Annotated in this window: 24 protein-coding genes and 1 pseudogene; 19 read left to right on the forward strand and 6 right to left on the reverse strand. The window is 71.3% G+C overall.

Features of this window, described 5'->3' with window-relative positions:
• Positions 1-81 precede the first annotated feature (81 nt).
• From B073_RS42875 to B073_RS47245, 3 genes are read right to left on the reverse strand one after another with little or no spacing between them, the layout of a single operon-like run.
• The gene (locus tag B073_RS42875; RefSeq protein WP_018540276.1) at positions 82-1,044 is read right to left on the reverse strand and encodes a helix-turn-helix domain-containing protein; all 963 of its coding nucleotides are present in this window, start codon (positions 1,042-1,044) and stop codon (positions 82-84) included.
• Entirely contained in the window at positions 1,028-2,698 is a 1,671-nt protein-coding gene (locus B073_RS40680; RefSeq protein WP_199788178.1) for a cation:proton antiporter, read from the reverse strand. The genes B073_RS42875 and B073_RS40680 overlap by 17 nt, the downstream gene beginning before the upstream one ends.
• Positions 2,695-2,913 carry a hypothetical protein gene (locus B073_RS47245; RefSeq protein WP_018540278.1) on the reverse strand — a complete coding sequence of 73 codons (219 nt, stop codon included), beginning with the start codon at positions 2,911-2,913 and terminating at the stop codon, positions 2,695-2,697. Before B073_RS47245 ends, B073_RS40680 begins: the two co-directional genes overlap by 4 nt.
• Before the next feature lie 131 nt (positions 2,914-3,044).
• On the opposite strand from B073_RS47245, the gene B073_RS0122200 reads away from it, so the two are divergent.
• The 17 genes from B073_RS0122200 to B073_RS0122280 all read left to right on the forward strand — a co-directional run bounded on the left by B073_RS0122200 (position 3,045) and on the right by B073_RS0122280 (position 21,343).
• Positions 3,045-4,184 carry a steroid 3-ketoacyl-CoA thiolase gene (locus B073_RS0122200; protein WP_026247608.1) on the forward strand — a complete coding sequence of 380 codons (1,140 nt, stop codon included), beginning with the start codon at positions 3,045-3,047 and terminating at the stop codon, positions 4,182-4,184.
• Between the two features lie 13 nt (positions 4,185-4,197).
• The gene (locus B073_RS0122205; protein ID WP_018540280.1) at positions 4,198-5,418 is read left to right on the forward strand and encodes a CaiB/BaiF CoA transferase family protein; all 1,221 of its coding nucleotides are present in this window, start codon (positions 4,198-4,200) and stop codon (positions 5,416-5,418) included.
• Between the two features lie 205 nt (positions 5,419-5,623).
• The gene (gene fabG, locus B073_RS0122210) at positions 5,624-6,373 is read left to right on the forward strand and encodes a 3-oxoacyl-ACP reductase FabG (RefSeq protein ID WP_018540281.1); all 750 of its coding nucleotides are present in this window, start codon (positions 5,624-5,626) and stop codon (positions 6,371-6,373) included.
• Positions 6,373-7,308 (forward strand): hypothetical protein, encoded by a 936-nt coding sequence (locus B073_RS46560; RefSeq protein WP_018540282.1) that lies wholly within the window; start codon positions 6,373-6,375, stop codon positions 7,306-7,308. Before fabG ends, B073_RS46560 begins: the two co-directional genes overlap by 1 nt.
• Complete coding sequence (locus B073_RS0122220) at positions 7,305-7,559, forward strand: acyl carrier protein (RefSeq protein WP_018540283.1); 255 nt, start codon at positions 7,305-7,307, stop codon at positions 7,557-7,559. Before B073_RS46560 ends, B073_RS0122220 begins: the two co-directional genes overlap by 4 nt.
• A gap of 3 nt (positions 7,560-7,562) precedes the next feature.
• Positions 7,563-8,771, forward strand: coding sequence for a beta-ketoacyl-[acyl-carrier-protein] synthase family protein (locus B073_RS0122225; protein ID WP_018540284.1), 1,209 nt, complete (start codon positions 7,563-7,565; stop codon positions 8,769-8,771).
• Complete coding sequence (locus B073_RS43320; RefSeq protein ID WP_199788179.1) at positions 8,768-9,928, forward strand: beta-ketoacyl synthase N-terminal-like domain-containing protein; 1,161 nt, start codon at positions 8,768-8,770, stop codon at positions 9,926-9,928. The genes B073_RS0122225 and B073_RS43320 overlap by 4 nt, the downstream gene beginning before the upstream one ends.
• Positions 9,906-11,027: a beta-ketoacyl synthase N-terminal-like domain-containing protein gene (locus tag B073_RS0122235; RefSeq protein WP_026247611.1), complete on the forward strand. Its 1,122-nt coding sequence runs from the start codon at positions 9,906-9,908 to the stop codon at positions 11,025-11,027. The genes B073_RS43320 and B073_RS0122235 overlap by 23 nt, the downstream gene beginning before the upstream one ends.
• Positions 11,027-11,986 (forward strand): beta-ketoacyl synthase N-terminal-like domain-containing protein, encoded by a 960-nt coding sequence (locus B073_RS42885; protein ID WP_018540287.1) that lies wholly within the window; start codon positions 11,027-11,029, stop codon positions 11,984-11,986. Before B073_RS0122235 ends, B073_RS42885 begins: the two co-directional genes overlap by 1 nt.
• Positions 11,983-12,765 (forward strand): alpha/beta fold hydrolase, encoded by a 783-nt coding sequence (locus tag B073_RS0122245; protein ID WP_026247612.1) that lies wholly within the window; start codon positions 11,983-11,985, stop codon positions 12,763-12,765. The genes B073_RS42885 and B073_RS0122245 overlap by 4 nt, the downstream gene beginning before the upstream one ends.
• On the forward strand, positions 12,762-13,691 hold the full coding sequence (locus B073_RS0122250; protein WP_018540289.1) for a thioesterase family protein: 930 nt from the start codon (positions 12,762-12,764) through the stop codon (positions 13,689-13,691). The genes B073_RS0122245 and B073_RS0122250 overlap by 4 nt, the downstream gene beginning before the upstream one ends.
• A 73-nt stretch (positions 13,692-13,764) precedes the next feature.
• Positions 13,765-14,496, forward strand: coding sequence for a 2-hydroxychromene-2-carboxylate isomerase (locus B073_RS0122255; protein WP_018540290.1), 732 nt, complete (start codon positions 13,765-13,767; stop codon positions 14,494-14,496).
• On the forward strand, positions 14,493-15,245 hold the full coding sequence (locus B073_RS0122260) for a class II aldolase/adducin family protein (RefSeq protein ID WP_018540291.1): 753 nt from the start codon (positions 14,493-14,495) through the stop codon (positions 15,243-15,245). The genes B073_RS0122255 and B073_RS0122260 overlap by 4 nt, the downstream gene beginning before the upstream one ends.
• Positions 15,246-15,296: 51 nt before the next feature.
• Positions 15,297-16,874: an AMP-binding protein gene (locus B073_RS0122265; RefSeq protein ID WP_018540292.1), complete on the forward strand. Its 1,578-nt coding sequence runs from the start codon at positions 15,297-15,299 to the stop codon at positions 16,872-16,874.
• Positions 16,874-18,136: a cytochrome P450 gene (locus tag B073_RS0122270; protein WP_018540293.1), complete on the forward strand. Its 1,263-nt coding sequence runs from the start codon at positions 16,874-16,876 to the stop codon at positions 18,134-18,136. Before B073_RS0122265 ends, B073_RS0122270 begins: the two co-directional genes overlap by 1 nt.
• Positions 18,137-18,179: 43 nt before the next feature.
• Positions 18,180-19,205: an LLM class F420-dependent oxidoreductase gene (locus tag B073_RS0122275; protein ID WP_018540294.1), complete on the forward strand. Its 1,026-nt coding sequence runs from the start codon at positions 18,180-18,182 to the stop codon at positions 19,203-19,205.
• The gene (locus B073_RS0122280; protein ID WP_018540295.1) at positions 19,202-21,343 is read left to right on the forward strand and encodes an acyl-CoA dehydrogenase; all 2,142 of its coding nucleotides are present in this window, start codon (positions 19,202-19,204) and stop codon (positions 21,341-21,343) included. The genes B073_RS0122275 and B073_RS0122280 overlap by 4 nt, the downstream gene beginning before the upstream one ends.
• Before the next feature lie 109 nt (positions 21,344-21,452).
• Here B073_RS0122280 and B073_RS0122285 read toward each other — a convergent pair whose 3' ends face one another.
• Positions 21,453-21,986, reverse strand: coding sequence for a nucleoside-triphosphatase (locus B073_RS0122285; RefSeq protein WP_037812338.1), 534 nt, complete (start codon positions 21,984-21,986; stop codon positions 21,453-21,455).
• 124 nt (positions 21,987-22,110) lie between these two features.
• Between B073_RS0122285 and B073_RS0122290 the strand changes: the two genes are divergently transcribed.
• Positions 22,111-22,563 (forward strand): YbhB/YbcL family Raf kinase inhibitor-like protein, encoded by a 453-nt coding sequence (locus tag B073_RS0122290; protein WP_026247614.1) that lies wholly within the window; start codon positions 22,111-22,113, stop codon positions 22,561-22,563.
• A gap of 382 nt (positions 22,564-22,945) precedes the next feature.
• Here the strand turns inward: B073_RS0122290 and B073_RS46565 are convergent, their stop codons facing one another.
• Both B073_RS46565 and B073_RS42895 read right to left on the reverse strand, forming a co-directional pair.
• Positions 22,946-23,443: a zinc ribbon domain-containing protein gene (locus B073_RS46565; protein ID WP_158690178.1), complete on the reverse strand. Its 498-nt coding sequence runs from the start codon at positions 23,441-23,443 to the stop codon at positions 22,946-22,948.
• Complete coding sequence (locus tag B073_RS42895) at positions 23,421-23,666, reverse strand: hypothetical protein (RefSeq protein ID WP_018540299.1); 246 nt, start codon at positions 23,664-23,666, stop codon at positions 23,421-23,423. Before B073_RS42895 ends, B073_RS46565 begins: the two co-directional genes overlap by 23 nt.
• Positions 23,667-24,478: 812 nt before the next feature.
• Here B073_RS42895 and B073_RS49330 point away from each other — a divergent pair.
• Positions 24,479-24,763, forward strand: a pseudogene (locus B073_RS49330) (transposase); the annotation flags it as partial.
• Positions 24,764-24,765: the final 2 nt, after the last annotated feature.

Genomic DNA, 24,765 nt, shown 5'->3' on the forward strand with positions numbered 1-24,765 from the left:
GGCCGATCGGTTGCGTACGCGAGCCACGCTAGGGGCCTGTCCGGGGCGCCGTCTTGTACGGATTTCACCTCGAACGGCTACTCAGTCGGCGCGCAGCCCCCCGCCGTCCGGCAGCCAGGACCGGGAGAACGCCGACGGGGAGCGCCCGGCGTAGCGGGCGAATTCGCGGCTCAGATGGGACTGATCGGTGTACCCGCAGCTGTGTGCGATGTCAGTGAGGCGCGTTCCGGTGTCGATCAGCCGTACGGCGCTGCGGAAGCGCATCACCTGCGAGAGGGTTTTCGGGGCGAGCCCGATCTCGTCGCGGAAGCGGTCGATCAGATGCTTGTGGCTGTAACCGGTGGCCGCCGCGAGGTCCCGCACCGCGACCTGCCCGGCGCTGCGCCGCATCTGTCGCCAGGCCCGCTCGGTGGGTGAGGGGGCGAGCTTGTCCGGGCCGGCGGTGAGCCGTCGGGTGAGCAGCGCGTCCAGGGCGGCGAAGCGCTCCTCCCAGCCGGCCTTGCCTGCCAGCTCCGCCAGCCGTTCCAGCAGGGGTGCATCCAGCAGTTCGGCGCCGCCGACGGCCTGGTTGGCCATCAGGTGCATCGGTAGACCGAGCAGGACCCGCGCGCCGACAGGGGTGAAGCGGACGAGAATTCCGCTGGAGACCGGGGCCGTCTCCGTGCAGCGGTAGCGGTCCTGGGCGCCGGTGACGAAGATCTGCTGCCGCAGTCCGCCCTCCGGCTCACCGCCGTCCTCCGCCCGCTCGCCGCGCAGCACACGGACGGAGAGTTCGAAGCCGACGACGAGTGTGATCAGGTCGGAGGGGAGTTCGCGCCGCACCCGGAAGCTGCGGCCGCTCTCGTCGTAGCCGAGGTACCCGGCCACGAAGCGGCGCAACGACGGCGGAGGGCGGCGCCACACGGTCTCCCAGCAGCCCAGCTCCGACTCGTGCCGCACCTGGCGCAGCCGCGCACCAGGGGAAGGCGGAGGCGGCAGCGCGTGCCCGGCCAGCGGCCGTGCCCCCATGGGCCGTTCACCGACCAGGTCACCGCTCGGCGACATGCCGCTCCACAAGGGATTTGGGTGCCTGGCCCGCCCACGCCTCGGTGACGAGTTCGGCGACCTCGTCGCGGTCGGCGTGTTTCAAGTGCACCTTGAGGAACTCGCTCTGCCCCCACGTCAGGATCTCGAAGGTCTCCGGCGACGCTTCGACGCAGGCGTGTACCTCGTCCGCGGGGGCTTTGATGACGGCGATCCCGGCATCCGGCCAGAGCGTGGTGAAGATCCGGCCGCGGATCCGGAAGGACGGCCGCCCGCGATGGTCCTGTTCCTCGGCCTCGGGGAGCGAGAGAGCCAGCTCTCGTACCTGATCCGTACTCACCATGGACGTTCGCATCCTCTCCGGTGACACAGGGGCCCTATCCGGCAGGCTACCCCCGGGCGCCGTCAAAGGGAGTGTCTCCATGGGCGTGCCAGCCCGGCCGCCCCGGGCGACCGCGCGTACCAGCAGCGGCCCCGCCATGAGCGAGGTGACCAGCGCGACCAGCACCACCACCGTGTACGCGCCGGGCGACAGCAGGCCCGCACGCAGACCGGTCGCGGCGACCACGATGCCCACGATCCCACGGGCGTTCAGACAGGCCGCCAGCGCCAGCCGTTCCCACCGGGCGGTACGCGTCGGCAGCGCCCCCAGATACACCCCCGCGAACTTCCCGCAGATCGCCACTACCAGCAGGCCCAGCGCGCTCAGCAGCACCATCGGACGGGCCAGCGCGGACAGGTCCATGCGCAGTCCGGCCAGTGCGAAGAACAGGGGTGCCGGCACGGCCGTGACGAAGGTGCGCAGCGGCGCCAGCCGTGCAGTGGCGCCCGGTGCGGCGGCCAGCACCGTCCCGCAGAGGAACGCGCCGAGCATCGCCTCAAACCCGGCCGCCTGCGAACCCGCGGCGCAGACCAGCAGCGCCACCACCGTCAGCTGGATCAGCCGCCCGGTGTCCGGGCGGCGCAGCCGCAGCCGTAGTACCGCATACCTCGCCCCGCCCACCGCCGCGACGGCGAGCAGGGCCGCAGCCGGGAGCAGCCAGAGGGCGTGCACCAGGGCGGACCCGGTGGTCAGAGCGGTGACGGCCCCCAGCAGCAGCCAGCCGCACACATCGTCGAACACCGCCGCCGAAAGGGCGAGTTGACCGATCGGACGGGCGGCCAGCCGCAGATCCGTGAGGATCTTCGCCAGCACCGGCAGCGAACTCAGCCCCAGCGCCGCCCCGAGGAAGAGCGCGGATGCGGACCGCCCCGTGGAGTGCGGGACCAACTCCTCCGGCAGCAGGAAGCCGGCCCCGGCGCCCAGCGCCACCGGCACCACCAGCCCACCCACCCCGACGGACACCGTGGTGCCGAGCCGGGCGCGTACCGCCGACAAATCCATCTCGGCGCCCGTCAGACCGATCAGCAGGACCACCGAGATCTGTCCCACCGCGTCCAGCAACCGCAGCTGTCCGGGATCGGTGAGGTGCAGCCACGCCAGCTGCGGCAGCCGGGCGCCCAGGGTCGGGCCCAGCGCCACCCCGGCCAGCAGTTCACCGGCGACCGCGGGCATACCCAGCCTGGCAGTGGCGCGGCCGAGCAAACCGGCCAGTGCGATCACCGTGGCCAGTTGCAGCAACAACACCGTGACCTGCTGTGGGGGGAGCGTGGCTGCTCCTGCCAGGGCGCTCACCGGGCGGACCGGAGCGGCATCGTCACGGCTGTGAGCACCAGGTCCCCCTCGACCACGAAGCCCGCGGTGAATTCCCGGCATCGCGAGGATGAGGTACGGCCCGGACAGCGCTCCTCCTCGGCGTGCAGACCGGTGGTGGGGAATACCCCTTGGATTTCGGCACCGGCCGCGTACCCGGCCAGAACGCGGTGGACCAGAGCAGAGGAATCCGGCATGACCGGCACGCTAGCGAGCCGGGACGGCGGCGGAAACGCCCGCCGCGAAAGGCGAGTTATGAAAGGAACGGTGCCGAAGTGCCGTGGAAAGGCATTACCGGTCCGGCTCACTCGTCGAGCATTCTGCCCCCATGGGACGCCCAGTGATAGTGGAAGCGGTCCGCACTCCGATCGGCCGGCGCGGTGGTGCGCTCGCCGGGCTGAAAGCCGTGGAACTGCTGCGCCATGTGCAGGTCGAGGTGGTGCGCCGGGCAGGCGTCGACCCCGCGGCCGTCGAGCAGATCATCGGCGGTTGCGTCACCCAGGTCGGCGAGCAGAGCCTCAACGTCACCCGCAATGCCTGGCTCAGCACCGGCCTTCCACCGGAGGTGGGCTGCACGACCGTGGATGCCTCCTGCGGATCGGCGCAGCAGGCCAACCATCTGATGGCCGGGCTGATCGCGGCGGACGCGGTCGGCATCGGGATCGCCTGCGGCGTGGAGTCCATGAGCCGGGTCCCGGTCGGCGCCAACATCGAGGCGGGCCCGGGGCACTACCTCACGCCCGACTATCCGTACGACGATCCGCCGCGCATGCAGTTCGGCGGCGCCGAGCGGATCGCCCGCCGCCAGGGTCACACCCGCGAACAGCTCGACGCCTACGGGCTGCGCTCCCAGCAACTGGCCGCCCGCGCCTGGGAGTCCGGACACTTCGCCGACGAGGTCACTCCGGTGCGCGGCCCGGAGGGCACGCGGGTCGTACGGGACGAAGGGCTGCGGCACAGCGCCCCGGAACAGCTGGCCGCCCTCCGGCCCACGCTGCACGGGGGGTTGCACACCGCCGCCACCACCTCGCAGATCTCCGACGGCGCCGCGGCCGTGCTGTGGATGGACGAGGACCGAGCTCGCTCCCTCCGCCTGCGGCCGCGCGCCCGTCTCGTGCACCAGGTGCTCACCGGCGCCGACCCGTACTACCTGCTGGACGGACCGGTCGCCGCCACCGCGCAGCTGTTGGAGCGGGCCGGAATGAAGCTCGACGGCATTGACCGGTACGAGGTCAACGAGGCGTTCGCCTCGGTGGTCCTCAACTGGGCCGAGCAGCACGACGCCGCCCTGGAGCGGACGAACCCGGACGGCGGTGCCATCGCCCTGGGGCACCCGCTCGGCGCCACCGGTACCCGGCTGCTGGTCACCGCCCTGCACCGGCTGGAGGCCACCGGCGGCGAACACGCCCTGATCACCATGTGCTGCGGTGGCTCCCTGGGCACCGCCTCCCTGCTGCGCCGGATCTGAGGAAGGAATCCCAGTGGAACGCGCCGAATTCTTCCGCGACAGCCTCCCGGACCACCCCGGCCCACTGGCAGGGCTCCGGGTGCTGGACGTGTCCAAGGTGTGGTCGGGGCCCATGGCCGGCTGTGTGCTGGCGGACATGGGGGCCGATGTCGTACGGGTGGAGATGCCCGGCAACCGCGAGGGCGAACTGCCCCCGGCGCTGCCCGGGACCACCCGTTCGTGGTTCCGGGAGAGCGTCAACCGCAACAAGCGGAGCCTCTCCCTCGATCTGCGCAAGGACGGTGCCGCGGAGGTGTTCCTGCGCCTGGTGGACAGCGCCGACGTGGTCCTGGAGAACTACCTTCCCGGCACCATGGAGCGCTGGGGCGTCGGCTACCGGCACTGCCGCGAGCGCCGGCCCGACATCGTCTACGTCTCGCTCTCCGGCTACGGCCAGTACGGTCCTGGAGCCGGCCGGCCGGGCTATGACCCGGTCGTGCAGGCCGACACGGGCTGGATGGCGCTCAACGGCACGTGCGGTGGCGGCCCGGTACGTGCCCCCACCTTCCTCGCCGACGACCTCGCCGGACTGCATGCCGCGCTCGGCGCGCTCGCCGCGCTGCGGCATCGCGACGCCACCGGCGAGGGCCAGCACGTCGACGTGGCCATGCAGGACGCCCTGCTCTTCCAGAGTGCCGGATATCTCACCCTCGCCGCTGCCGGCGCACCCCCGCGCCGCTGGGGTAACCAGACCGAATTCGTCGCCCCCTCCAACATCTACGACTGCGCCGACGGGCAGGTCTACGTCACCGTCGCGCTCGATCGCCAGTGGCGGCGCTTCACCGAGCTGGCCGGCCGTACGGACCTGGCACGGGCTCCCGGCTACGGCCGCAACACCGAACGCCTGGCCAACCGGCACGCGGTGGACCGGCTGCTCGCCGAGTGGTGCGGCGCTCATGACAGCCACGAAGCGGTGCGCAAACTCCAAGAGGCCGGGATCACGGCCGCTAGGGTCAGGGACTATGCCGAGGCCGCCGCGGACCCTCAGGTGCGGGAGCGCGAGATGCTGGTGGACACCGAACTCGCCGACGGCTCGACGGCGCCGCTGACCGGCACCGCGGTGAAGTTCTCCCGGACCCCCACCACCGTCCGCCGAGCCGCCCCGCTGCCCGGCGCTGACACCGATGCGTTGCTCGCCGAGGCAGGCTACGACTCCGCGGCGCGAGCCCGGCTGCGGGAGCGCGGCGTGGTGTGAACCGTGCCCCGGGCTATGCGCCTGGCGCCCCGCATATGACGTCCGTCCACGAATTCTTGGAATGCCCGCGAGCACCTCCCTAACGTCGTTGAGGCACTTGGAAGTTACGTACGGAATGTGCCGTCACGGGTTCCGGCAAGGAGATTTTCGGAACCTGGGAGCGGCTTCTTCCCGCATCCGGGATTTTCCGCAGGAGGCAGGTTCCATGCCCGAGAAGCACGCACCAGGATGTGTCCTCATCACCGGGGTGTCCCGGGGAATCGGGCGCAGCGTGGCACTTCAACTGGCCGCCGAGGGACACGACGTCGCCGGCTGTTTCACCGCGCACAGCGAACAGTCGGAGAAGACCCGCGCCGAGGTCGAGGAACTGGGCGTCCGTACCCACTTCACCCCCTGCGACATCACCGACCCTGACGCAGCGGACCGCCTCGTCAAGGAGGCCGAGGAGGCACTCGGACCGCTGGACGCCGTGATCACCAACGCCGGCATCACCCGCGACCGGCACCTGGTGCTGATGGACCATACGGACTGGGACGATGTCCTCACCACCAACCTCACCGGGACCTGGACCGTCTGCCGCGCAGCCGCGTTCCGCTTCATGAAGCGCGGCGGCGGAAGCATAGTCACGCTCTCCTCCGCCGCCGGGGTCTACGGCAACGCCGGGCAGACCAACTACGCCGCCAGCAAGGCCGGGATCATCGGCTTCACCAAGGCGCTGGCCAAAGAGGTAGCCCCCTACGGGGTGCGGGTCAACGCCGTCGCCCCCGGGCTCATCGAGACCGACATGACCGCCGGACTGGACGGCAAGGTCCGCGACGAGGCGCGCCGGCGCGTGCCGTTGAGCCGCTTCGGCACCCCCGAGGAAGCGGCCGCCGTCGTGTCCTTCCTGGTCTCCGGCCGCGCCTCCTACGTGACAGGGCAGGTGTTCCAGGTGGACGGAGGGATGACTCTGTGATGCCGTCCGCCACCGCCGCACCGCTCGACGCGGTCCGCTCGGTCCGTACGCACCCCGCGGACGGCGGGGCACTGCTGCGGGCCGAGCAGCGAGTGGACGCGGACCAGCTCTACCTCCGCGCGCACTTCCCCGGAGAGGCCGTCTATCCAGGGGTGTTCCTGCTGGACACCTTGCAGCAGGCTGCCGCCGGCACGGTGCCCGATGCGCGAATAGCCCGGGTCATCTCGCTGCGCTGTCTCGCACCGCTCGCCGGGGGCGCGGAGTTCGTGCTGGAAGCCACCACACGCCCCATGGGCGGGGGCTGCACCGAGGTCACCGGGTCGTACCTCCGCGCCGACGGGGTGTGTGCGGCGCGGATCCGGGCCGAGCTCGGCCCGCCGCTGCCCGAGGCGGACCCGGTGCGGCCACCCCGGACGGCGGGCACGGCCGGCCCGGAGCCCGCGCGGCTGCGCGAACTGCTCCCACACGGCTGGCCGATGCTGCTGGTGGACCAGGTCATCCACCTGGAGCCAGGGAAGCGACTGACCGCGCTCAAGGCCGTCACAGCCGCCGAGCCCTGCTACCGGAACGTGCCGCGTGCCGCCGCAGCGGAGGAGTACGACTACCCCTTCTCGCTGCTGCTGGAGTCCTTCGGCCAGTCCGCCGCGGTGCTGTGGCGGACGGCGGCCCGGGAACAGGAGGACACCGGCATCCCCATGTTCGTCGCTGCTCGTGACGCCCGGCAGTACTTCCCGGTGCGGCCCGGAGACGTCGTCACACACGAAGTCGTGCTGGAGCACGTATCGACCGGATCCGCGCTCGCCCACGGAACGAGCCACGTCTCCGGCCGCGCTGTCGCCGGCTGGCGCTCGCTGATGGCGGTCTCCCGGCCGCCCCGACAGGTCCTCCCGGCCGCTGCCGCGCGGCCGGGGCAATCCCAGGAGGAACGCTCATGACCACCGCCACAACCCACCTCACCGAACTGCGGGAGATCGTCTCCGAGGTCTTGGAGCTGGAGCCCGACGAGTTGACCGACACCGGCGACTTCGTCGAGGAGTACGAGGCCGACTCGCTGCGTGCCATCGAGATCCTCGCCCGGATCGAGAAGCAGTACGACTGCGAGATCCCGCAGGCCGAGCTGCCGCAGATGCGCAACCTCAAGGCCGTGTACGAGGTCGTCGCGGCTCACGCGGGCTGGGAGGACTGAACAGTGCCGCGGGTCCTGGTCACCGGGCTGGGACCAGTCTCCAGCATCGGCACCGGAGTCAAGGAGTTCCGGGAGTCCCTGCTGACGGGCCGCTCCGGGATCTCGCCCATCAGCAGTTTCGACACCACCGGCTTCCCCTACGTGCACGCCGGTGAGGTCTCCGGCTTCCGGCCGGAGGAGCTCCTGTGGAAACTGCCGGCACCGAAGTGGGGAAGGTCCGGCCGGTTCGCCGCCGCGGCCGCCCGGCTCGCCGCCGAGGACGCCGGACTTGACCAGGAGGGGGCCTTCGCGCCGCAGCGGGCGGCCGCCGTCGTCGGCACCACCAGTGGCGAGTCCCAGGAGGTCGAGGAGCTGACGGCCCAGCGGATGCACGGCGGGTTCCCCGCGGCCGACGGCGAGGTCTTCCGCAGACTGCCGGCGGCACGGGTCAGCCACGCCGTCGCCGCCGAACTCGGCCTGGAGGGTGAGGTGCTGACCCTCGCCACCGCCTGCTCCGCGAGCAACTACGCGCTCGGGTACGGCTATGACCTGATCGCCTCCGGCGAGGCCGACGTGGTGTTCGCCGGCGGCGCCGACTCCGTGTGCCGCTGGGCACATGCCGGGTTCCACCGGCTCGGCGCGCTCACCGAACGCGCCTGCGCTCCCTTCGACCGGGACCGCTCCGGCATCCTCACCGGAGAGGGCGGCGCCATGCTCGTCCTGGAGAGCGAGGACTCCGCGCGGGCCCGCGGCGCCCTGCCGTACGCCGAACTCCTCGGCTACGGGGTGAACTGCGACGCTTCGCACATGGTCGCGCCGGATGCCGCCTCGATAGCGGAGTGCATGCGGCTGGCCCATCGCAGCGCGGGCATCGAGCCGCACCAGGTCGACTACATCTGCGCCCATGGCACCGGCACCCCGGCCAACGACGCGGTGGAGGCCCAGGCCGTACGCGAGGTGTTCGGGGAGCGGACACCGCCGATCAGCTCCATCAAGTCGATGCTCGGCCACACGATGGGCGCCGCGAGCGGCTTCGGAGCGATCGCGTCCGCCCTTGCCCTCGCCCACGGCTTTCTGCCGCCGACCGTGAACCATCAGCATGCGGACCCGGAGCTCGGGGATATCGACCCGGTACCGAACACCGCGCGCCCGGCCCGGCCGCGAGTGGTGCAGAACAACGGATTCGCCTTCGGCGGCAACAACGCCATCACCATTCTGGGGGTGCCCTCGTGACAACCGCTGCCCCACATACCACCCCTGCCGCGCCCTTCACCGGTTCCGCCGTCCGGGCCGTGATCACCGGGTGGAGCGTGCTCTCGTCCGCGGGTCCCGACCGCGCGGCCTTCACCGAGGCGGTGGCCCGCTACCGCGCGCAGGGCCCGAGCGCGCTCCCCGCAGGCGTGGGGGCGGTGCTGTACGACGATCCGCTGCCGGGCCCGGCGCAGCACGTGGTACCGGATTTCGACGTCCGGGCTGCCCTCGGGCGGAAGGGCACCGGTTCCTACGACCGCAACACCGGTCTCGCCGTGGTCGCCTGCGGCCAGGCACTTGCCGACAGCGGCATTGACGTGGCTGCGGTGGGCAACCGCACGGTCGGTGCCGCGCTGGGGACCACGGTCGGCAGCCTCCGCTCCACCAGCGACTACAGCCTGGAAACCCTCACCCAGCCGCGCCCGTACCTGGTCAACCCGGCGCTCTTTCCCAACACCGTGATGAACTGCGCGGCCGGGCAGGCCGCCATCCGGTACGGGCTGCGCGGGGTCAACGCCACCGTCGCCGGGGGCACGCTCGGCTTCCACGGTGCGCTGCGCTACGCCCTGAACGCACTGCGCCGGGGCGCCGTCCGGTCCATGCTCACCGGCGCGGTCGAGGAGTTCACTCCCCACTCGGCCTGGGCCTGCCACCACATTGCCGGTGCGGCTCCGCCGGGTGAGGCCGCGGCGGTGTTCCTGATCGAACACCCGGGCAACACGGCAGGTGGTCCGCCCCGCGCGGAGATTCTTGCTGCCTGCTCCGCCACGGCGCTCACTCCCCAGGACACGGAGCGGGCGCTGGCCCGGTGCGTGTCCAGCGCCCTCGACCGCGCCGGGATCGCGACCGAGGAAGTCCGCCTGGTGGTCACCGGCGACGGTCAGGGCCCCGGGGGCGTACAGGACCGGGCTGCCCGCACGGCCCTCGGCGATGGCCCCGAGGTGCTCGACATCCTCGGCCTCACCGGCGACTGCCAGGCGGCGAACGGAGCCCTCCAACTCGCCACGCTGCTTGCCGTGCAGGAGGCCGGGACGGAGCCGGCCGCGGCTCTCGGCGTGGTCACCGGGTGCACGCCGGACGGTGCGGTCGGCGCGATGGTGGTCAGGGGGTGCGGCCATGGCGGTGCTGATCGCCGCTAGCGCCGTGCGCACCTGCTTCGGTGACGCGGACGAGACGTACCGCGCGCTGCTCGCCAGCCGCTGCGGCGCCGCCCCGCTGCGCGGGTTCGACACCAGGCGGTTTCATGTGCACCACGGGTACCAGCTCCCGGAGGACCCCGCCGACACGCGACCGTTCCGGGCCGGCCGTCTGCTGGCCCGATGCGTCGACCAGGTACTGAAGGAAGCCGGACTCGACCCCTCACGCGAGCAGGTACGGGCCGTGGTCGGCTCCGGCCTGCGGGAGCTGCGCTCCATAGAGGACGGCGCACCCGAAGCGGCCGGCACCGCCGAGCGGCAGCACTTTGCCGGCTCCCTATCCCACGCCGTGCCGCGGACCCTCACGATCGCCAACGCGTGCAGCGCAGGCGGCCATGCGCTCGCGCTCGCCCAGGACCTCCTCGAACTCGGCGACGCCGACGCTGTGGTGGTCGGCGGCACTGACGAGATGACTGCGTCGATGCTGGCGATGATCGGCCGGGTGACCGACGAACCCGCCGACCGGCTAAGGCCGTTCGACACCGCACGGGGTGGGGTCCTCCTCGGTGAGGGCGCCGCCGCCCTGGTTGTCGTCCCGGACCGCCCGGCACAGCGCCGCCGCTGGCCGGGGAGCCTGGCCCGGGTGCTCGCCACCGGGTTGAGCTGCGACGCAGGGCACGAGACCGCGCCCGACCCCGAAGGCATCACCCGCGCAGTGCACGACGCCTACCAGCGTGCCGGCCGCAGCGCGGCGGACACCGGGCTGGTCGTGGCACACGGCACGGGCACCGTGCTCAACGACCCCGTCGAGGCCACGGTGCTGACCGAGACGTTGCCGTCTCGGCCGGTGGTCACCGCGGTCAAGGGCGCCCTCGGACACACCTCCGGCGCGTCCGCGCTGATGAGCCTCGACGTGGCAGCCCGTGCCCTGAGCGCTGGCAGCGCGCCCCCGATGGTCGGTCTGCGGCAGGCCATCGAGGAGGCCGCCGCACTGCGTCTGGTCGCCGGAACCCCGGCGGCCTGCGATCCGAGCGGCCTCGCCCAGGTCAACTCCTTCGGCTTCGGCGGGGTCAATGCCGTCACACTCCTGGAGGCCGTCTGATGGACACCGGGTGTGCCGTCACCTCGGCGGTGCTGTACCTGCCTGAAGCCGATGCGCCGGGGTGCCGGCTCCCCGCGGGCACCGGCGGGGGCCCGGCCCCCCGCGCGGACCGCGCCCATGAACTGCTCGGCCGCAAGGGGCTGTCCACGAAGGACGCCGCGACCCGGCTCGCCCTGTGCGCGGTGCACCGGGCACTGGACCGTCCCGACGGCGGACCCCGGCCAACTGGCCCGCCCGATACGCGTACCGCCGTGGTCGTCAGCAGCGGGCTCGGCAACGTCGCGGCCGTCACCGCCATCGCCCGCTCCGCACGCGAGGGTGGCCGCCGCCAGGTCAGCCCGCTCCAGGCACCCAATGCCTCCAGCAACGTCATCGCGGCCACGCTCGCCATCCGCTACCGCTGGGGCGGGCCGAATCTCATGGTGTGTTCCGGTGCCACCGGCGGACTCGACGCCCTGGAGACCGCTTCCCTGCTGTTGCGCACCGGGCGCGCCGACCGGGTGGTCCTGGTCGGCGCCGAGTCCGGGGAGCAGGAGGCGGCGTACGTGCTGGGCGGACCGCTGCGCGCCGTGGCCGCCTGCGTCCTGCTGTGTCGCCCGGCGGACGCGCCCGCGGCGCCGCGAACCGGACAGGTCCTGACCCCCGGCAGCCTGCCGCTCGGCGGTCCGGGCGAGTTGGTGGCCGGTCCCCCAGAGGCCGTATCCCCGACGGCACACCCGTTGGCAGAGGGGCTGTTCGGCACCGGGCACGGCGCCGACGGCGTTCTCGCGCTGGCCGCCGCCGCGCGGCAGGTCCGGCACGACTGCCGGAGTGCGCTCGCCGTGTGCGGGAGCGCGGAGGCCGGCTGGCGGGCCTGCACCGTGACCCCGTATGGGGCCGGGCGAAAGAGGCTGCGCGTTGGCCAGAGTGCGGCGGACCGTGTGGAGCAGCGGTGGACGGCGCCGGAGGTGCCGTCATGACCGGTCCCGTGCAGAGCCTCAGCGCCGGCACTCCACAGGGCCCGCGGGCCGTGCTCGTACACGGTATGGAGGACACCTGGGAGAGCTGGTACCCGCTGGTGCGCCTGCTGCCCTCGCACTGGCAGGTCAGCGCCCTGGACCTGCCGTGGCGGGCCGGGAACGACTACGGCTGGCGCCGCGAGGCCACTCCGCGCGGCTGGCTGGAGCACGGCCTGGCGCAACTTCCTGAACCCCCCACCCTCTTGGTAGGCCACTCCTTCGGCGCCACCGCCGTGCTGGAGACGCTGGCCGGGGCCGACCGGCTGCCCGCTCCTGCCGCCGTGCTCGCCGCGCCGTTCTACCGTCCGCCCGGCCTGCCTGCCACCTGGTCGGTCTTCGAACGCTCGCGGAGCAACTTCGACGACATCATCCGGGCCGGTCTCGACGTGCGGCTCGGACGTCGGGCCGAACACCTCGACCCGGCGCTCCGCACCCACATGGTGCGGATGATGAGCGAACGGATCGGGCCGGCCGGATTCCTCACCCTCTTCGAACAGTTCCTGGCCACCGCGGGCTTCGACCTGTCCCGGGTGGACGTCCCGGTGCTGGTGCTCGGCGGGACCACCGACCCCTGCCTGGCCGACGGCCGTGCCGAGGCGCTCCAGAGGGAGCTGCCCCGCGGACGCGTACGGCTCGACGACGACTACCACCACTTCTGCCACGTGGCACAGGCCGCGGAGGTGGCCGCGGAGATCTGTGCCTTCGTCGACGCGAACCACAGCGAGGAGATGAGCGCATGAGTGCCGATGTGGAGATGCCCCGGCGGATTGAGGTCGGCCGGCCACGGTACGCGGGTGCGAACATCCGTACCTGGATCGGCTTCAAACACTTCATGCAGCTGGCCGAGGAGGCGGTGCTGGAGTGGTTCCGTGTCCAGGGGCAGCCGCCGGGCCGGCTCTACCACGAACACGGACTGGGGCTGGAGATCATCGACTCCTCGGCACTGCTGCCTGCCGTGCTGGACGTCGACGACGCGGTGACCGCCGAGGTCGCCCCGCTGCGCCCTGGCCGTTTCTCCGTACGACTGCGCGCCGAACGCCCCGAGGGGCACAGCACCGTACTGCGGGGGAAGGTCGGCATAGCCCTGGTCACCGAGAAGGAGGCTCCCGGGGACGCTGCGCCCCCCGCCGGTCTGCACGCCCCCGTCGTGCCGGAGGTCCGTCCCGATCCCGGCGCGGAGCCTTTGCCGTTGGACCGGGTCACCCCGGAGGAGGCGCTGCGCCTCACGTATGGCTGCGACGCCTTAGTACGGGACTGGCGCGCCGCCTACTACCACTGCCACTACTCCGACCGCCTCCAGCACTCGGCGTACGTCCGGGAGTTGGAGGAGACCGTGGACGCGTTTCTCGCCGGCCGCGGACTGGGTGTGCCCAAGTTGCTGGCTGAACGTGCCTGGATACCGGTGGTCTCCCGGGCCCGTGTCCGGATGCTCGCGGATGTCCGTATGGACGAGACGCTCTACACCGTCTTCCGAGTGGAGGACGTCCTGCGCGAGACCACCTACAACGGGCGGATGGACTGCTGGGTGCGGCGCGGTGACTCGCTCGTGCAGACCGCCACCGCGCACATCCAGCACGGCTATGCCGTCAGCCGGGGCCCCGACTCCGGCACCCTCGCCCGGCTCTGCCCCGCCACCGTGGCCGCGCTCACCGGAGGTGCGGCATGAGCGAACGTAGTGAGCGAATCATTGAGAGGTGCGCGTCGAGCGAATGCGAGACCTCGCGGAGCGAGGTGTCGGCATGAGCCGCCGACCGGACGTCCCGCGTATCTACTTCTCTTTCCGCTCGCCGTTCAGCTGGCTCGCGCTGCACCAACTGCGCAGCCAGGAACCGGACATCCTGCGGCGCGCCGAGATGATTCCGTACTGGGACCCGGACAGCCGCACCGAGCGGGCCCTGAAGGAGCGCGGCGCCGCGGTGCACTACGTCCAGATGAGCAAGGCCAAGCATCTCTACGTGCTCTACGACACCCGCCGTCTCACGCAGCGGTTCGGCCTGCCCATGGCCTGGCCGGTGGACCGCGACCCGTGGTGGGAAGTCCCGCACCTGGCCTGGCTGCGGGCCCGCCGCGAAGGTGTCGCCGAGCGGTTCTACGACGCCGTGACCCGCGCCCGCTGGGAGCAGGGGCTGGACATCTGCGACCCGGATACCCTCGCCGGGCTCACTGTGGAATGTGGGCTAAGCGCCGGTCAGCTGACTTCGGCGGCCAATGACCCCGAGCTGCGCGAGGAGGGCGTGGACTGCCTGGAACGCGCCTATCACGACGACGTGTTCGGCATCCCGTACTTCCGGGCCGGCCGCGACCGTTTCTGGGGACTGGACCGCACCGAGGAGTTCCTCGCCGCCTATCGCGCGGTCCTCTCCGGCACACCCCCGCCCCGGGAGCCGGCCGGCGCGGTGCCGGAGGTCCCCGGGGCGCTGCGCGAGGCGGTCGGCGCGTACGACACCGACACCGCGGGAGGCTGCGGATGACCGCCACGGACCGGACGCCCGAGCAGGAGCGCGTCCTGCGCAAGCGGCGACTCGCCGCGGCCCTGCGCGTCTTCGCCGCGTACGGCTACGACGAGGGCGTGGCCGGGCACATCACCGCACGTGACCCGGTGCGTGAGGACCACTTCTGGGTCAATCCGTTCGGCATCCACTTCGCCGACATCCGGGTCAGCGACCTGTTGCTGGTCGACGCCCGGGGCCGGATTATCGAGGGGGGCGGCGAGCGAGCCCGCGTCAATCCCGCTGCCTTCGCGCTCCACTCCGCAGTCCACGACGCGCGTCCGGATGTGGTGGCGGCCGCCCACTCCCACTCCGTGCACGGTCGTGCCTGGTCCACCCTCGGTCGCCCGCTCGACCCGCTGACCCAGGACGCCTGTGCGTTCTTCGAGGACCACCAGGTGTACGACGACTACTCCGGCGTCGTTCTCGACCCGGAGGAGGGCAAGCGAATCGCCGCCACGCTCGCCGGACATAAGGCTCTGCTGCTGCGCAACCATGGGCTGCTCACCGTGGGCCGCAGCGTGGACGAGGCCGCCTGGTGGTTCATCTCGCTGGAGAGGTGCTGCCAGGTCCAGTTGATGGCAGAAGCCGCCGGAACACCTCCGGTGCCCATCGACGCGGTCGCCGCCCGCGCCACCCGCGAGCAGATCGGCACCCACGACCTGGGGCGCTTCAGCTTCCGCCCGCTCTACCAGCACATCGTGCGCCACCAGCCCGACCTCCTGGAGTGAGCGCCGCCCGGCCAGCGAACTCAACGACCCCAACGAAGGAGAGGATCGACCGTGGCGGAACTCGTGTCGGCGGCGGCGGAGCGTTCTACCGAGCCGGAGGCCCTGGTGGGCGACGACGGCTCCACCGTCACCTGGGAGCAGCTCAACTCCCGGGTCAACAAGTGGATCCGGCTGCTGCGCGCCCACGGACTGGTCACCGGTGACCGGCTCTGCCTGATGGGTGGGAACCGGCCGGAGGTGTTCGAGGTCCTGCTCGCGGGGCTGCACTGCGGTGTCACCATAGTCCCTGTCAACTGGCACCTCACCGCTGCCGAGACCGCCTACCTCCTCCAGGACTCCGGCGCCAGGGCCCTGCTCGTCGATGCCGAACGGCTGGCCGTCGCAGCGGAAGCGGCCCACGCGGCGGGCGGCCCGCTCGCCCTCAAGGGACTGCTCGGCCACCCGGGTGCGTCCGCGCCGTCCGGCACCGGCTTCGTGACCACCGAACGCGTACTGGCCGAGTGCGATCCCGAGGAACCTCCCGGACAATGCTCGGGCTCCACCCTTCTCTACACTTCCGGCACCAGCGGCAACCCCAAGGGGGTGGTCAACGACCTGTTCATCGCCGGTGCACCGCTCAAACGCGTCACTCGCCTCCTGGTCTCGCTCCGCGCCGGAATCGGTGTGCCCGACCGCGGCCGGATCCTGCTGACGGGGCCCTGGTACCACTCTGCGCAGATCTTCTTCTCCCTCTTCCCGCTGCTCGGCGGCTGCACGCTGGTGCTCCACCAGAGCTTCGACGCGGCGCGGGCGCTGCGCGATCTGGACGCGCAGCGGATCACCGAGTGCCACATGGTGCCGACCCAGTTCATCCGCCTGCTGCGGCTCGACGGCGCAGTGCGCGACTCGTTCCGCGGGCACACCCTGCGGCGGGTCTGGCATGGCGGCGGCCCCTGCCCGCCGCACGTCAAGCACGCGATGATCGGCTGGTGGGGGAAGGTGTTCACCGAGTACTACGCCGCCACCGAGGGCGGCATCGTCACGCTCATCGACTCCGCGGAGTGGCTGGCGCACCCGGGTAGCGTCGGCCACCCCCTCGCCCCCACCGAGGTCCTCGTGACCAGCCCGGACGGCACGGAACTCCCCGCCGGGCAGGTCGGCCGTATCTACCTCAAGCGCCCGCCCGAACGGGACTTCAGCTACCACAACACGCCGGAGAAGACCGCCTCCGCACATCTTGCGCCCGGCGTCTACACCTACGGCGACCTCGGCAGGGTGGACGAGGACGGCTATCTCTACCTGGCCGGCCGCTCCAGCGAGACCATCGTCTCCGGCGGCGTCAACATCTACCCGGCGGAGATCGAGAACGTGCTGCGGGAACACCCGCACGTGCGGGACGTGGCCGCCACCGGCGTCCCCGACGAGGAGTACGGCCAGCGGGTCCAGGCGCTGGTGCAGTTGGAGCCGGGGGCGTGCCTCGACAGCCGGCTGACCGCCCAGCTCGACCAGTTCTGCCGGGAACGGCTCGCCGGGTTCAAAGTCCCCCGCTGCTACGCCGCGGTCCCGCGCATCCCGCGCGAAGCCAGCGGCAAACTGCGTCGCTCCGCGCTCGACTCGATCCAGCCTGCCCCCTCGCCGGAGGAAGCCTGATGACACGCCCGGCACCCCTCGCCGACCGGACCCTCCTGGCCGACCCGGCCACCTACGCGCGCGGCGTACCCCGTGCGGAGTTCCGGCGCCGGCTGCGCCACGCTCCCGTGGACTGGGTGGAGGAGCGTCCCCTGGACCGCCGTGACGGCGACCGGTCGCGTACCGAGCAGGGCAGCGGGTACTGGGCCGTGACCCGGCACGCCAGCGTCACGGCTGCCTCGCGGGACACCCGCACCTTCTCCTCCGCCGCCCGCGGCGCCTTCTTGGCCGATCCCCGCACCCCCGAACAACTGCACAGAACACGGCAGTTGCTGGTGAGCATGGATGCCCCGGAGCACACCCGAGCCCGCCGCCTGATCGGCAACGCCTTCGGCCCGCCTGCCGTCCGGAGGCTGCGCGGGAGCATCTGGGAGGCGGCCGTGAAATTGGTGCAACGCTGCCGCGCGCGAGGCGAGTTCGATCTCGTAAGCGACCTTGCCGCGCCGCTGCCGCTCACCGTGCTCGCCGAGGTGCTCGGCATCCCGCCGGAGGACCGCCCGCTGCTCCTGCGCTGGTCCAACAACCTGGTCGGTTTCGACGACCCCGAGTACGGCGGCGGCGACGTCGAGGTCTACCGCAGCATCTTCACCGAGGCGTTCGGGTACGCGGCCGATGTGGCACGACAGCGGCGGCGCGCCCCGGCCGACGACATCGTCAGCGTGCTCGCCACCGCCGAGGCGGACGGTGAACGCCTCTCCGATGCCGAGTTCGGCCAGCTGTGGCTGCTGCTGGTCGTGGCTGGGAACGAGACCACCCGGCACGCGATCTCGGGCGGCGTCCAGGCTCTCCTCGACCATCCCGACCAGCTGGAACGGCTGGCAGCCGACCCCGGGCTGCTGCCGTCCGCCACCGAGGAGATCCTGCGCTGGACCACCCCGATCATGCAGTTCCGGCGCACCCTCACCCGGGACGCGACGCTGGACGGGACCCTGATGCGCGAAGGCGACAAGGCGGTCCTCTACTACATCGCCGCCAACCAGGACGACACCGTCTTCACCGCTCCCGAACGCTTCGACATCACCCGCGACCCCAACCCCCACCTGGCCTTCGGCACCGGACCGCACTTCTGCCTCGGCGCTGCCCTCGCCCGAGAGGAGATCGCGGTACTGCTCGGTGCCCTTCACCCCCACCTGCGGCGCCTGCGCCGTGCCGGAGAGCCCGTACGCCTGGAGTCGAACTTCATGAACGGCCTCAAGTACTTCCCGGTGCGCTTCGATGACTGACCGGACTGCACCACGAACAGAACGGATACGTGTCGGCGCTCTGTTGCCCCTGCACCACTCGGGCCGCCGCGCCGTCGAGGAGATCGCGGAGCTGGAACGCGCGGGACTGGACACCGCCTGGGTCCCCGAGGCGTACGGCCACGACGCGGTCAGTCTGCTCGGCGCTCTGGCGCTGCGCACCGAACGCATCACCCTGGGCTCCGCTGTGCTCTCCGTCCACTCCCGCACCCCGGCGCTGCTCGCCATGACCGCCGCCGGCCTCGATGCACTCTCCGAGGGCCGCTTCGTCCTCGGTGTGGGCGCCTCCAGCAGAGGCGTCGTCGAGGGCTGGCACGGTGTTCCCTTCGGCCGTCCCCTCGCTCGTACCCGGGAGATCATCGCGATCTGCCGCGCGGTCTGGCGGGGAGAGCGCGTCACCCATGACGGCGCAGAGTTCCGGCTGCCGTCGCCGCCCGCGGCGGGGCAGGAACCGGTGCCACCGCTGCGGATGCCGGGCACAGCGCGGGAGATACCGATCGCCGTGGGCGCCCTGGGCCCGGCCAACGTCGCCCTCGCCGCGGAACTCGCCGACGAGTGGCTGCCGGCGATGTTCTGGCCGGAGCGTGCCGAGAAGGTCTGGGGCGACGCGCTGCGCACCGGCCTCGCCGCCCGCGCCCCCGAACGCGGCCCGCTCGGCATCACCGCCACCGTCGCGTACGGAACCGGGCCCGACCACTCCCTGCTGCTCGACCGCAGCCGGCCCGGCACAGCCCGGTACCTGGGCGCCATGGGAACTCGTGACCGGAACTTCTACACCCGGCTCGCCGGACGCTATGGATACGGCGCTGAGGCCGCCGAGGTGCAGCGCTTGTACATCGAGGGACAGCCCGACCGCGCCGCCGCGGCCATACCCGAAGAGCTCCTGGACGGTATCGGGCTGGTGGGGGACCGACACCGGATCAAGGACCGCCTGCAGGCCTACCGTGCCGCCGGTGTCACCACACTGAACGTCCTGTCGCTCGCCCGCGGCCGGGAGCGGCGGGCGAGTGATATCGCCCTGCTGCGCGAATTGCTGGAGGAGATCGGATGAGCCCCGAGTCCTGCGCCGACACCCTCGGCCTCACTCGCGAGCACCGCGAACTCGCCGCCGCCACTCGCGCCTTCCTCGGGCACCTGCTGCCCAAGGAGGAACTCCGCAGGCACCTCGAACCCGCCGGGCTCCCCGCCTACTGGGCGAAGCTTGCCGGGCAAGGGCTGCTCGGGCTCCATCTGCCGCATGACTGCGGGGGCGCCGGTGGCGGGCCGCTGGACCTCGCGGTGGCCCTGGAGGAGTCCGGCCGCGCCCTGCTGCCCGGCCCCTACCTCCCCACGGTGCTCGCCGCCGATCTTCTGCACAGGGCGGGGCGGACAGCGCTGGTACGCGACCTGGCCGCCGGCCACCGCAGCGCCGCTGTGGCCTTGCCCGCCGACGGGCCGACGCTTTCCCTCACCGAGCACGGCACGGATGCCCTGCGGTTGGCGGGACGAGTTGCCGCGGTGCCCGGCGGGCACCTTGCCAACCTGCTCCTCCTCCCCGCCGGCGACCGTTGGGTGGTGATTGACGCATCGGCGCTCACCGTCCGGCCGCTGCCCGGGACGGGGCTGCTGCTGCCCGCTGCGGAGATCGTGGCCGAGGACGTCATCCTCCCCGCCGCGCGGGTGCTGCCCGGGGTGGACACGGCGCTGGTACGCGACCTGGCACTGGTCTACTCGGCCGCGCAGGCGTGCGGGGTGGCGGCGTGGTCCGTGGCCACCGCTGCCGAACATGCCCGCACCCGGCAACAGTTCGGCCGGCCCATCGGCCAGTTCCAGGGCGTCAAGCACCTGTGTGCCGAGATGCTCGTACGGCTGGCGCGTTCGCGTGTCCTCACCTGGGACGCGGCCCGCGCCGTCGCCGAAGGCGCCCCCACGAAGGAGCGCGGCTACACCGCGGCCCTCGCCGCGACCGCACTGGAGACCGCCGTCAGCAACGCCGAGGACTGTGTCCAAATACTGGGTGGGACGGGCTTCACCTGGGAGCACGACGCGCACCTCGCTCTCCGGCACGCCGCTGTTCTCCGCCATCACCTGGGCGCCGGCCACTCAGGCCGCGCTGCGCGGGCCGCGCTGTCCGGGGTCCGCCGAGAGTTGTCCGTGCCACTCCCCGAGGCCGCCCCGGTACGCGCCAGGGCACGTGAGGCACTTGCGGCCGCGCGGGGGTTGAACCCCCGGGACGCACGGCGTGCCCTCGCCCCGACCGGCTACGCCGCGCCCCATCTGCCACATCCGTACGGGCTCGGTGCCGACGCCCTTGAGCAGCTGGTGATCGAGGAGGAGTTGCGGGCGGCGGGCGTCACGCTGAGCGAACTCGGCATCGGCACCTGGGTTCTGCCGACAGTGATCAACCACGGCAGCGAAGCGCAGCGCACTCGGCTGATTCCCCCGACGTTGAGCGGCGAACTGACTTGGTGTCAGCTATTTTCCGAGCCCGATGCCGGCTCAGACCTGGCGGCGCTACGCACCCGCGCCACCCCCGCTCCCAGCGGGCAGGGCTGGCGGGTCAGCGGCCAGAAGGTATGGACCTCAGCCGCCCGCCAGGCCGACTGGGGGCTGTTGCTGGCCCGCACCGGACCGCAGGAGTCCAGGCACCGGGACCTGACCTGTTTCGTTATCGCCATGGACAGTACTGGCATCTCCGTACGGCCGCTCACCGACCTCACCGGGGGAGCCGTCTTCACCGAGGTCTTCCTCGATGAGGTGCACCTCCCGCCCGACGCAGTCCTCGGCGAACCAGGCCAGGGCTGGGCGGTAATCCGCCAGACCCTCGGCGACGAACGCGTGCACATGACCGGCCAGGTCACACCCGGCACCGGACTGGAGACCCTCCTCACCCACACCCCCGCGGACCCCGACCAACTCGGCGGCCTCCTGGCCGACGCCCACGCGCTCACCTGCATCGCCTACCGCGGACTTCTCCAGCGCCTGCACGCTGACCGTCCCGGCGCGGACGCCGCCGTACGCAAACTCCTGCACACCCGCCACGAGCAGGCGGTCGCCGCACTTGCCCTCCGGCACGAGGGCCCGTACGGCGAGGCGCTCCGCGACTACCTTTTCTCCCGCAGCCTCACCATCGCCGGAGGCACCACCCAGATCCAGCGCAACCTCGTTGCCGAACAGCAGCTCGGCTTGCCCCGCGACCCCCGCCCTTGAACCGCGGCGGACGGCGTTGCCACGGGTCGGCTCCTGGTGCTCGGTGGCTCCGGAATCGGGACTTCCTACCGCGCTCGGAATGGAGCCATGACTGTGTCGGATGAGGTTGTCACGGAGGTTCCAACCGGGCTGCGAGAGTCTCGGGAAGGATGTCCCGGTTCGCTCGGGTGACCTGGACGAGTTCGATGCCGGTACGCCGCTTGAGGACGTCGGTGAACGGGTCGCTTTTCGCGTGGATCGTGGCGACGATGTCGATCTCGGACTCGAACAGGCACCGGACCGTGTCCTGGAACGCGGCGCTCGCCAGCTCCATGCGCCCGAGCTCGTCGATCAGTACGAGGGTCCCAGGAACCGGTTCCGTCGCCGCTGACCTGAGCGGCGGCAGCGCAAGCCGCTCCATGACGCCCAGGTCGACGCCGTACCGGCCCACCCGCGGCGGTCCCGGGAAGTCGACATGGGCGAACACGGCCCGCAGACCGCCTGCCAGCGTCTCCAGCGTGAATCCGACCCGGGTGGCGCCTTGCCGGATCTCCTCCGTCGTGAAGCCGACCGCCTTACGGGTGTGCAGCAGTGCGGCCAGTCGGCGGACAACCGTTGTCTTGCCCACACCGGGTCGTCCCTCAAGCAGGATTCTCGTCGGCATCGTGCGCTCCGTGTCAGGTCCGTTTTACGAGGTTCCCGGCGGGCCCGTCGACGTAGGCGGCCGATCAGGTGTTGTGCCCGTCTGGACCGGTGCCGACCGGTCTGGTTCGGGTAGGGCCGCGCGCATGACTGGTATGGAACTCAAAAGCGCAGCGTTCACCGATCACGGGGCGATCCCTCAACGCCACAGCGGGGGGAGTGATGACGTGTCGCCGCCGCTGATCTGGTCTGGGGTGCCGGAGGGCACGTTGGAGTTGGTCCTGCTGTGCGAGGATCCTGATGCGCCGGGCGGGTCGTTCTTGCACTGGCTGGTCACCGGTATCGATCCGCGGAGTTCCGGTGTGGCGGAGGGGGAGCGGCCTCCCGGTGGCCAGGAGTGGCCCAACGGATTCGGCCGGCTGGGCTGGGGCCGTCCCATGCCTCCGCCGGGGCACGGGGCGCACCGCTACGTCTTCCGTCTGTGGGCCGTGTCGGAGTCGCTTCCCTTGCGCGGCAGACCAACAGTCGACGCTGTGCATCACGCGGTGCAAGGCAGAGAGTTGGCGAGCGGCCTGCTGGTGGGCACTTACGAACGCTGACCATGGGTGTGGACATCGGCGGAGCCGTCCACGGACGCCGGTGATCACGCGTTTGGTGGCACCCTGCCCCAACTTTCCGTTTGGGCGAACTTCGAGGTCGCCTCTTGTGGTCGTGGTGGTAGTGGCCGTTACGGCGCAGGCTTCCTTGTATCGGCTGCGAACCGCCCACAGCAGGTCTGGCGCGACACCTACGGCAATAGGAATTCGCCCCGCATCACCGGCATGTGCGTAAAGTTCTCGGACACACCTATCGCACACGGTGCCCGCTTCGCGGGCAGGCGGAACTGGCACCCGTCTCGGGCTTCGGCTCGGGAGCGGGTGCTTGTTGCTTCAGGCTTCTCCTGACTCTTCTCCCTTCGGGGGCCGTCGGCATTGGTCGCGGTCAGTCGATAGTGATCTTGATCCTTTCTCCTTGCGGGTGGTCGGCGGTGAGGGTCTTGGCCACTGGGTCGAAGATCAGAGCGATGCCGTTGGCCCGGAGGTGGTCGAGGGCGTCGGCCTCGGTGAGCGGCTCGCCGTGGCCGGGTTCCGGGAGCCTTCCCTCGGAGTCGGGGGTGGTGAGTCGGATGAGCAGGGCGGGAAGGTGCGCCAGGATGCGGTCCTCGCGCACGTATGCGTTCGGCGGTCGGCTCCGGTCGGGTGGGGTGGCGCTGGAGTGGCCGTGCCGGCAGCGATAGGCCGGGCGGCGGGCCCAGCAGGAGTCTATCCGGCGCCCGCACAGGCTGCAGCGCAGCAGCCCCGCCAGCAGATAGGTGCGGCCCGGGACCGTCTCACGGGGTGCCCGGATGTTCTGAGCGGCGATGAAATCAGCTTCGCCGATCAGAGCGGGGTGGGCGGGCGTGGTGGAGACGGCCCAGTCATCTGGTGTGTTCCACCGCATGGTGTCGCGGGTGCCCAGCGTGGTCTGTGATGCGGCCGTATCCGGAGACGAGGGCCTGGGCTCGCAGTAGTTGCCAGGCGCGGGAGGTTTCGGGGTCTTGGTGGTCCTCGGTGGAGACGCGGCCGTAGAAGGCGAAGCGCAACCTGACGACTCGCGCTTCTTGCTGCTTGTCCCGGTCGTGGCCCTGTTGGTCGATCCATGCCGCGAGTGGGCTGCTGTCCATACTGGTGGATCGAGGTGGGCAGGGTGTCACCATGATTGACACCTCCTTGGGCTTAGTGCCGTGTCTACTCACCGCCCGTGGCCTGTCCTCTCGAGCGTGCCTGCTCGACCGGAGGAGAGACGGAGGGGCAGCGGGTGGCCACTCGAATGGGTGATGTCGACCTTGACGTAGCTGTCGCTGATGCTATGGAGCCTCTGTTACGAAGGCGCGATTTGGTCTCGGTCACACGTGCTGACCTGCGGGAGGAAGGCCCGCCACACAACGACGAGTCGTGCGTGCGATCCGCTACTGTCACGACCGCTGCGCCGTCGAGTAGTTCGTCCTGCGCGGCGGTACACGGTCCTGTGCAAATCCATCGCAGGGCAGGGCATCGCGGCCAGGCCGCCAACGAGCGAGATCCCGGAACCCGAACGCGTCGCGATATGAGTTTCAGGACTTCCTTGACGACCTGTCGTGAGGAGATCCTTGACGGACCTTCTGGGGGCCATGCCACAAACCCGTCGCGCGGGACCATTCGGTCGACCTCGACTGGTCCGCCGGCAGCGAGGATGGCCGTGTGCCGCTGCGGGCCCTGGGCAGGGCGGCGGGTGCGGGCTCGGGACCGGCCGGACGGGCGCCGTAGCGCGTGATCGGGTAGGCGAGATCCTCCGGCGGCAGCCGGGACGGGACCGTGGTGACCAGGTGCCCGTCGAGCGGGAAGTGGACGCTGCGGAGGTTCACCCAGACCGTCAGCGCCGGCGCTGGGGTTACTACGCCTGGATGGGGTGTGACCCGTTCAGCCCCGGCAGCGTGAGGACGTCGAGTTCACGGAGAAGATCCTCGGGTGCCACGAGTGGCCCCAGGGGACCTACGGAGCCCCGCCCATACATGCTGACCTGCACGAGATCGACGGCCTCTGCGTCGGGTGCAAGCGCCTCGCCCGCCTGATGCACAAGGTCGGGCTGGCCGGCGCGCATCGCAGCTCCGGCCTTGTGTCGCTGACCCGCCGCCTGGCATGCCGATTGGGCTATACATGGCATTCCATTGCCCTCTCATTGCTATCTCTTGGCGTAAGTCTGATGCCCCGTAGGCAGCGCGTTCTACCAAGGGGGATGTGAAT

The organism is Streptomyces sp. MspMP-M5, from assembly GCF_000373585.1.
Taxonomy (GTDB): Bacteria; Actinomycetota; Actinomycetes; order Streptomycetales; family Streptomycetaceae; genus Streptomyces.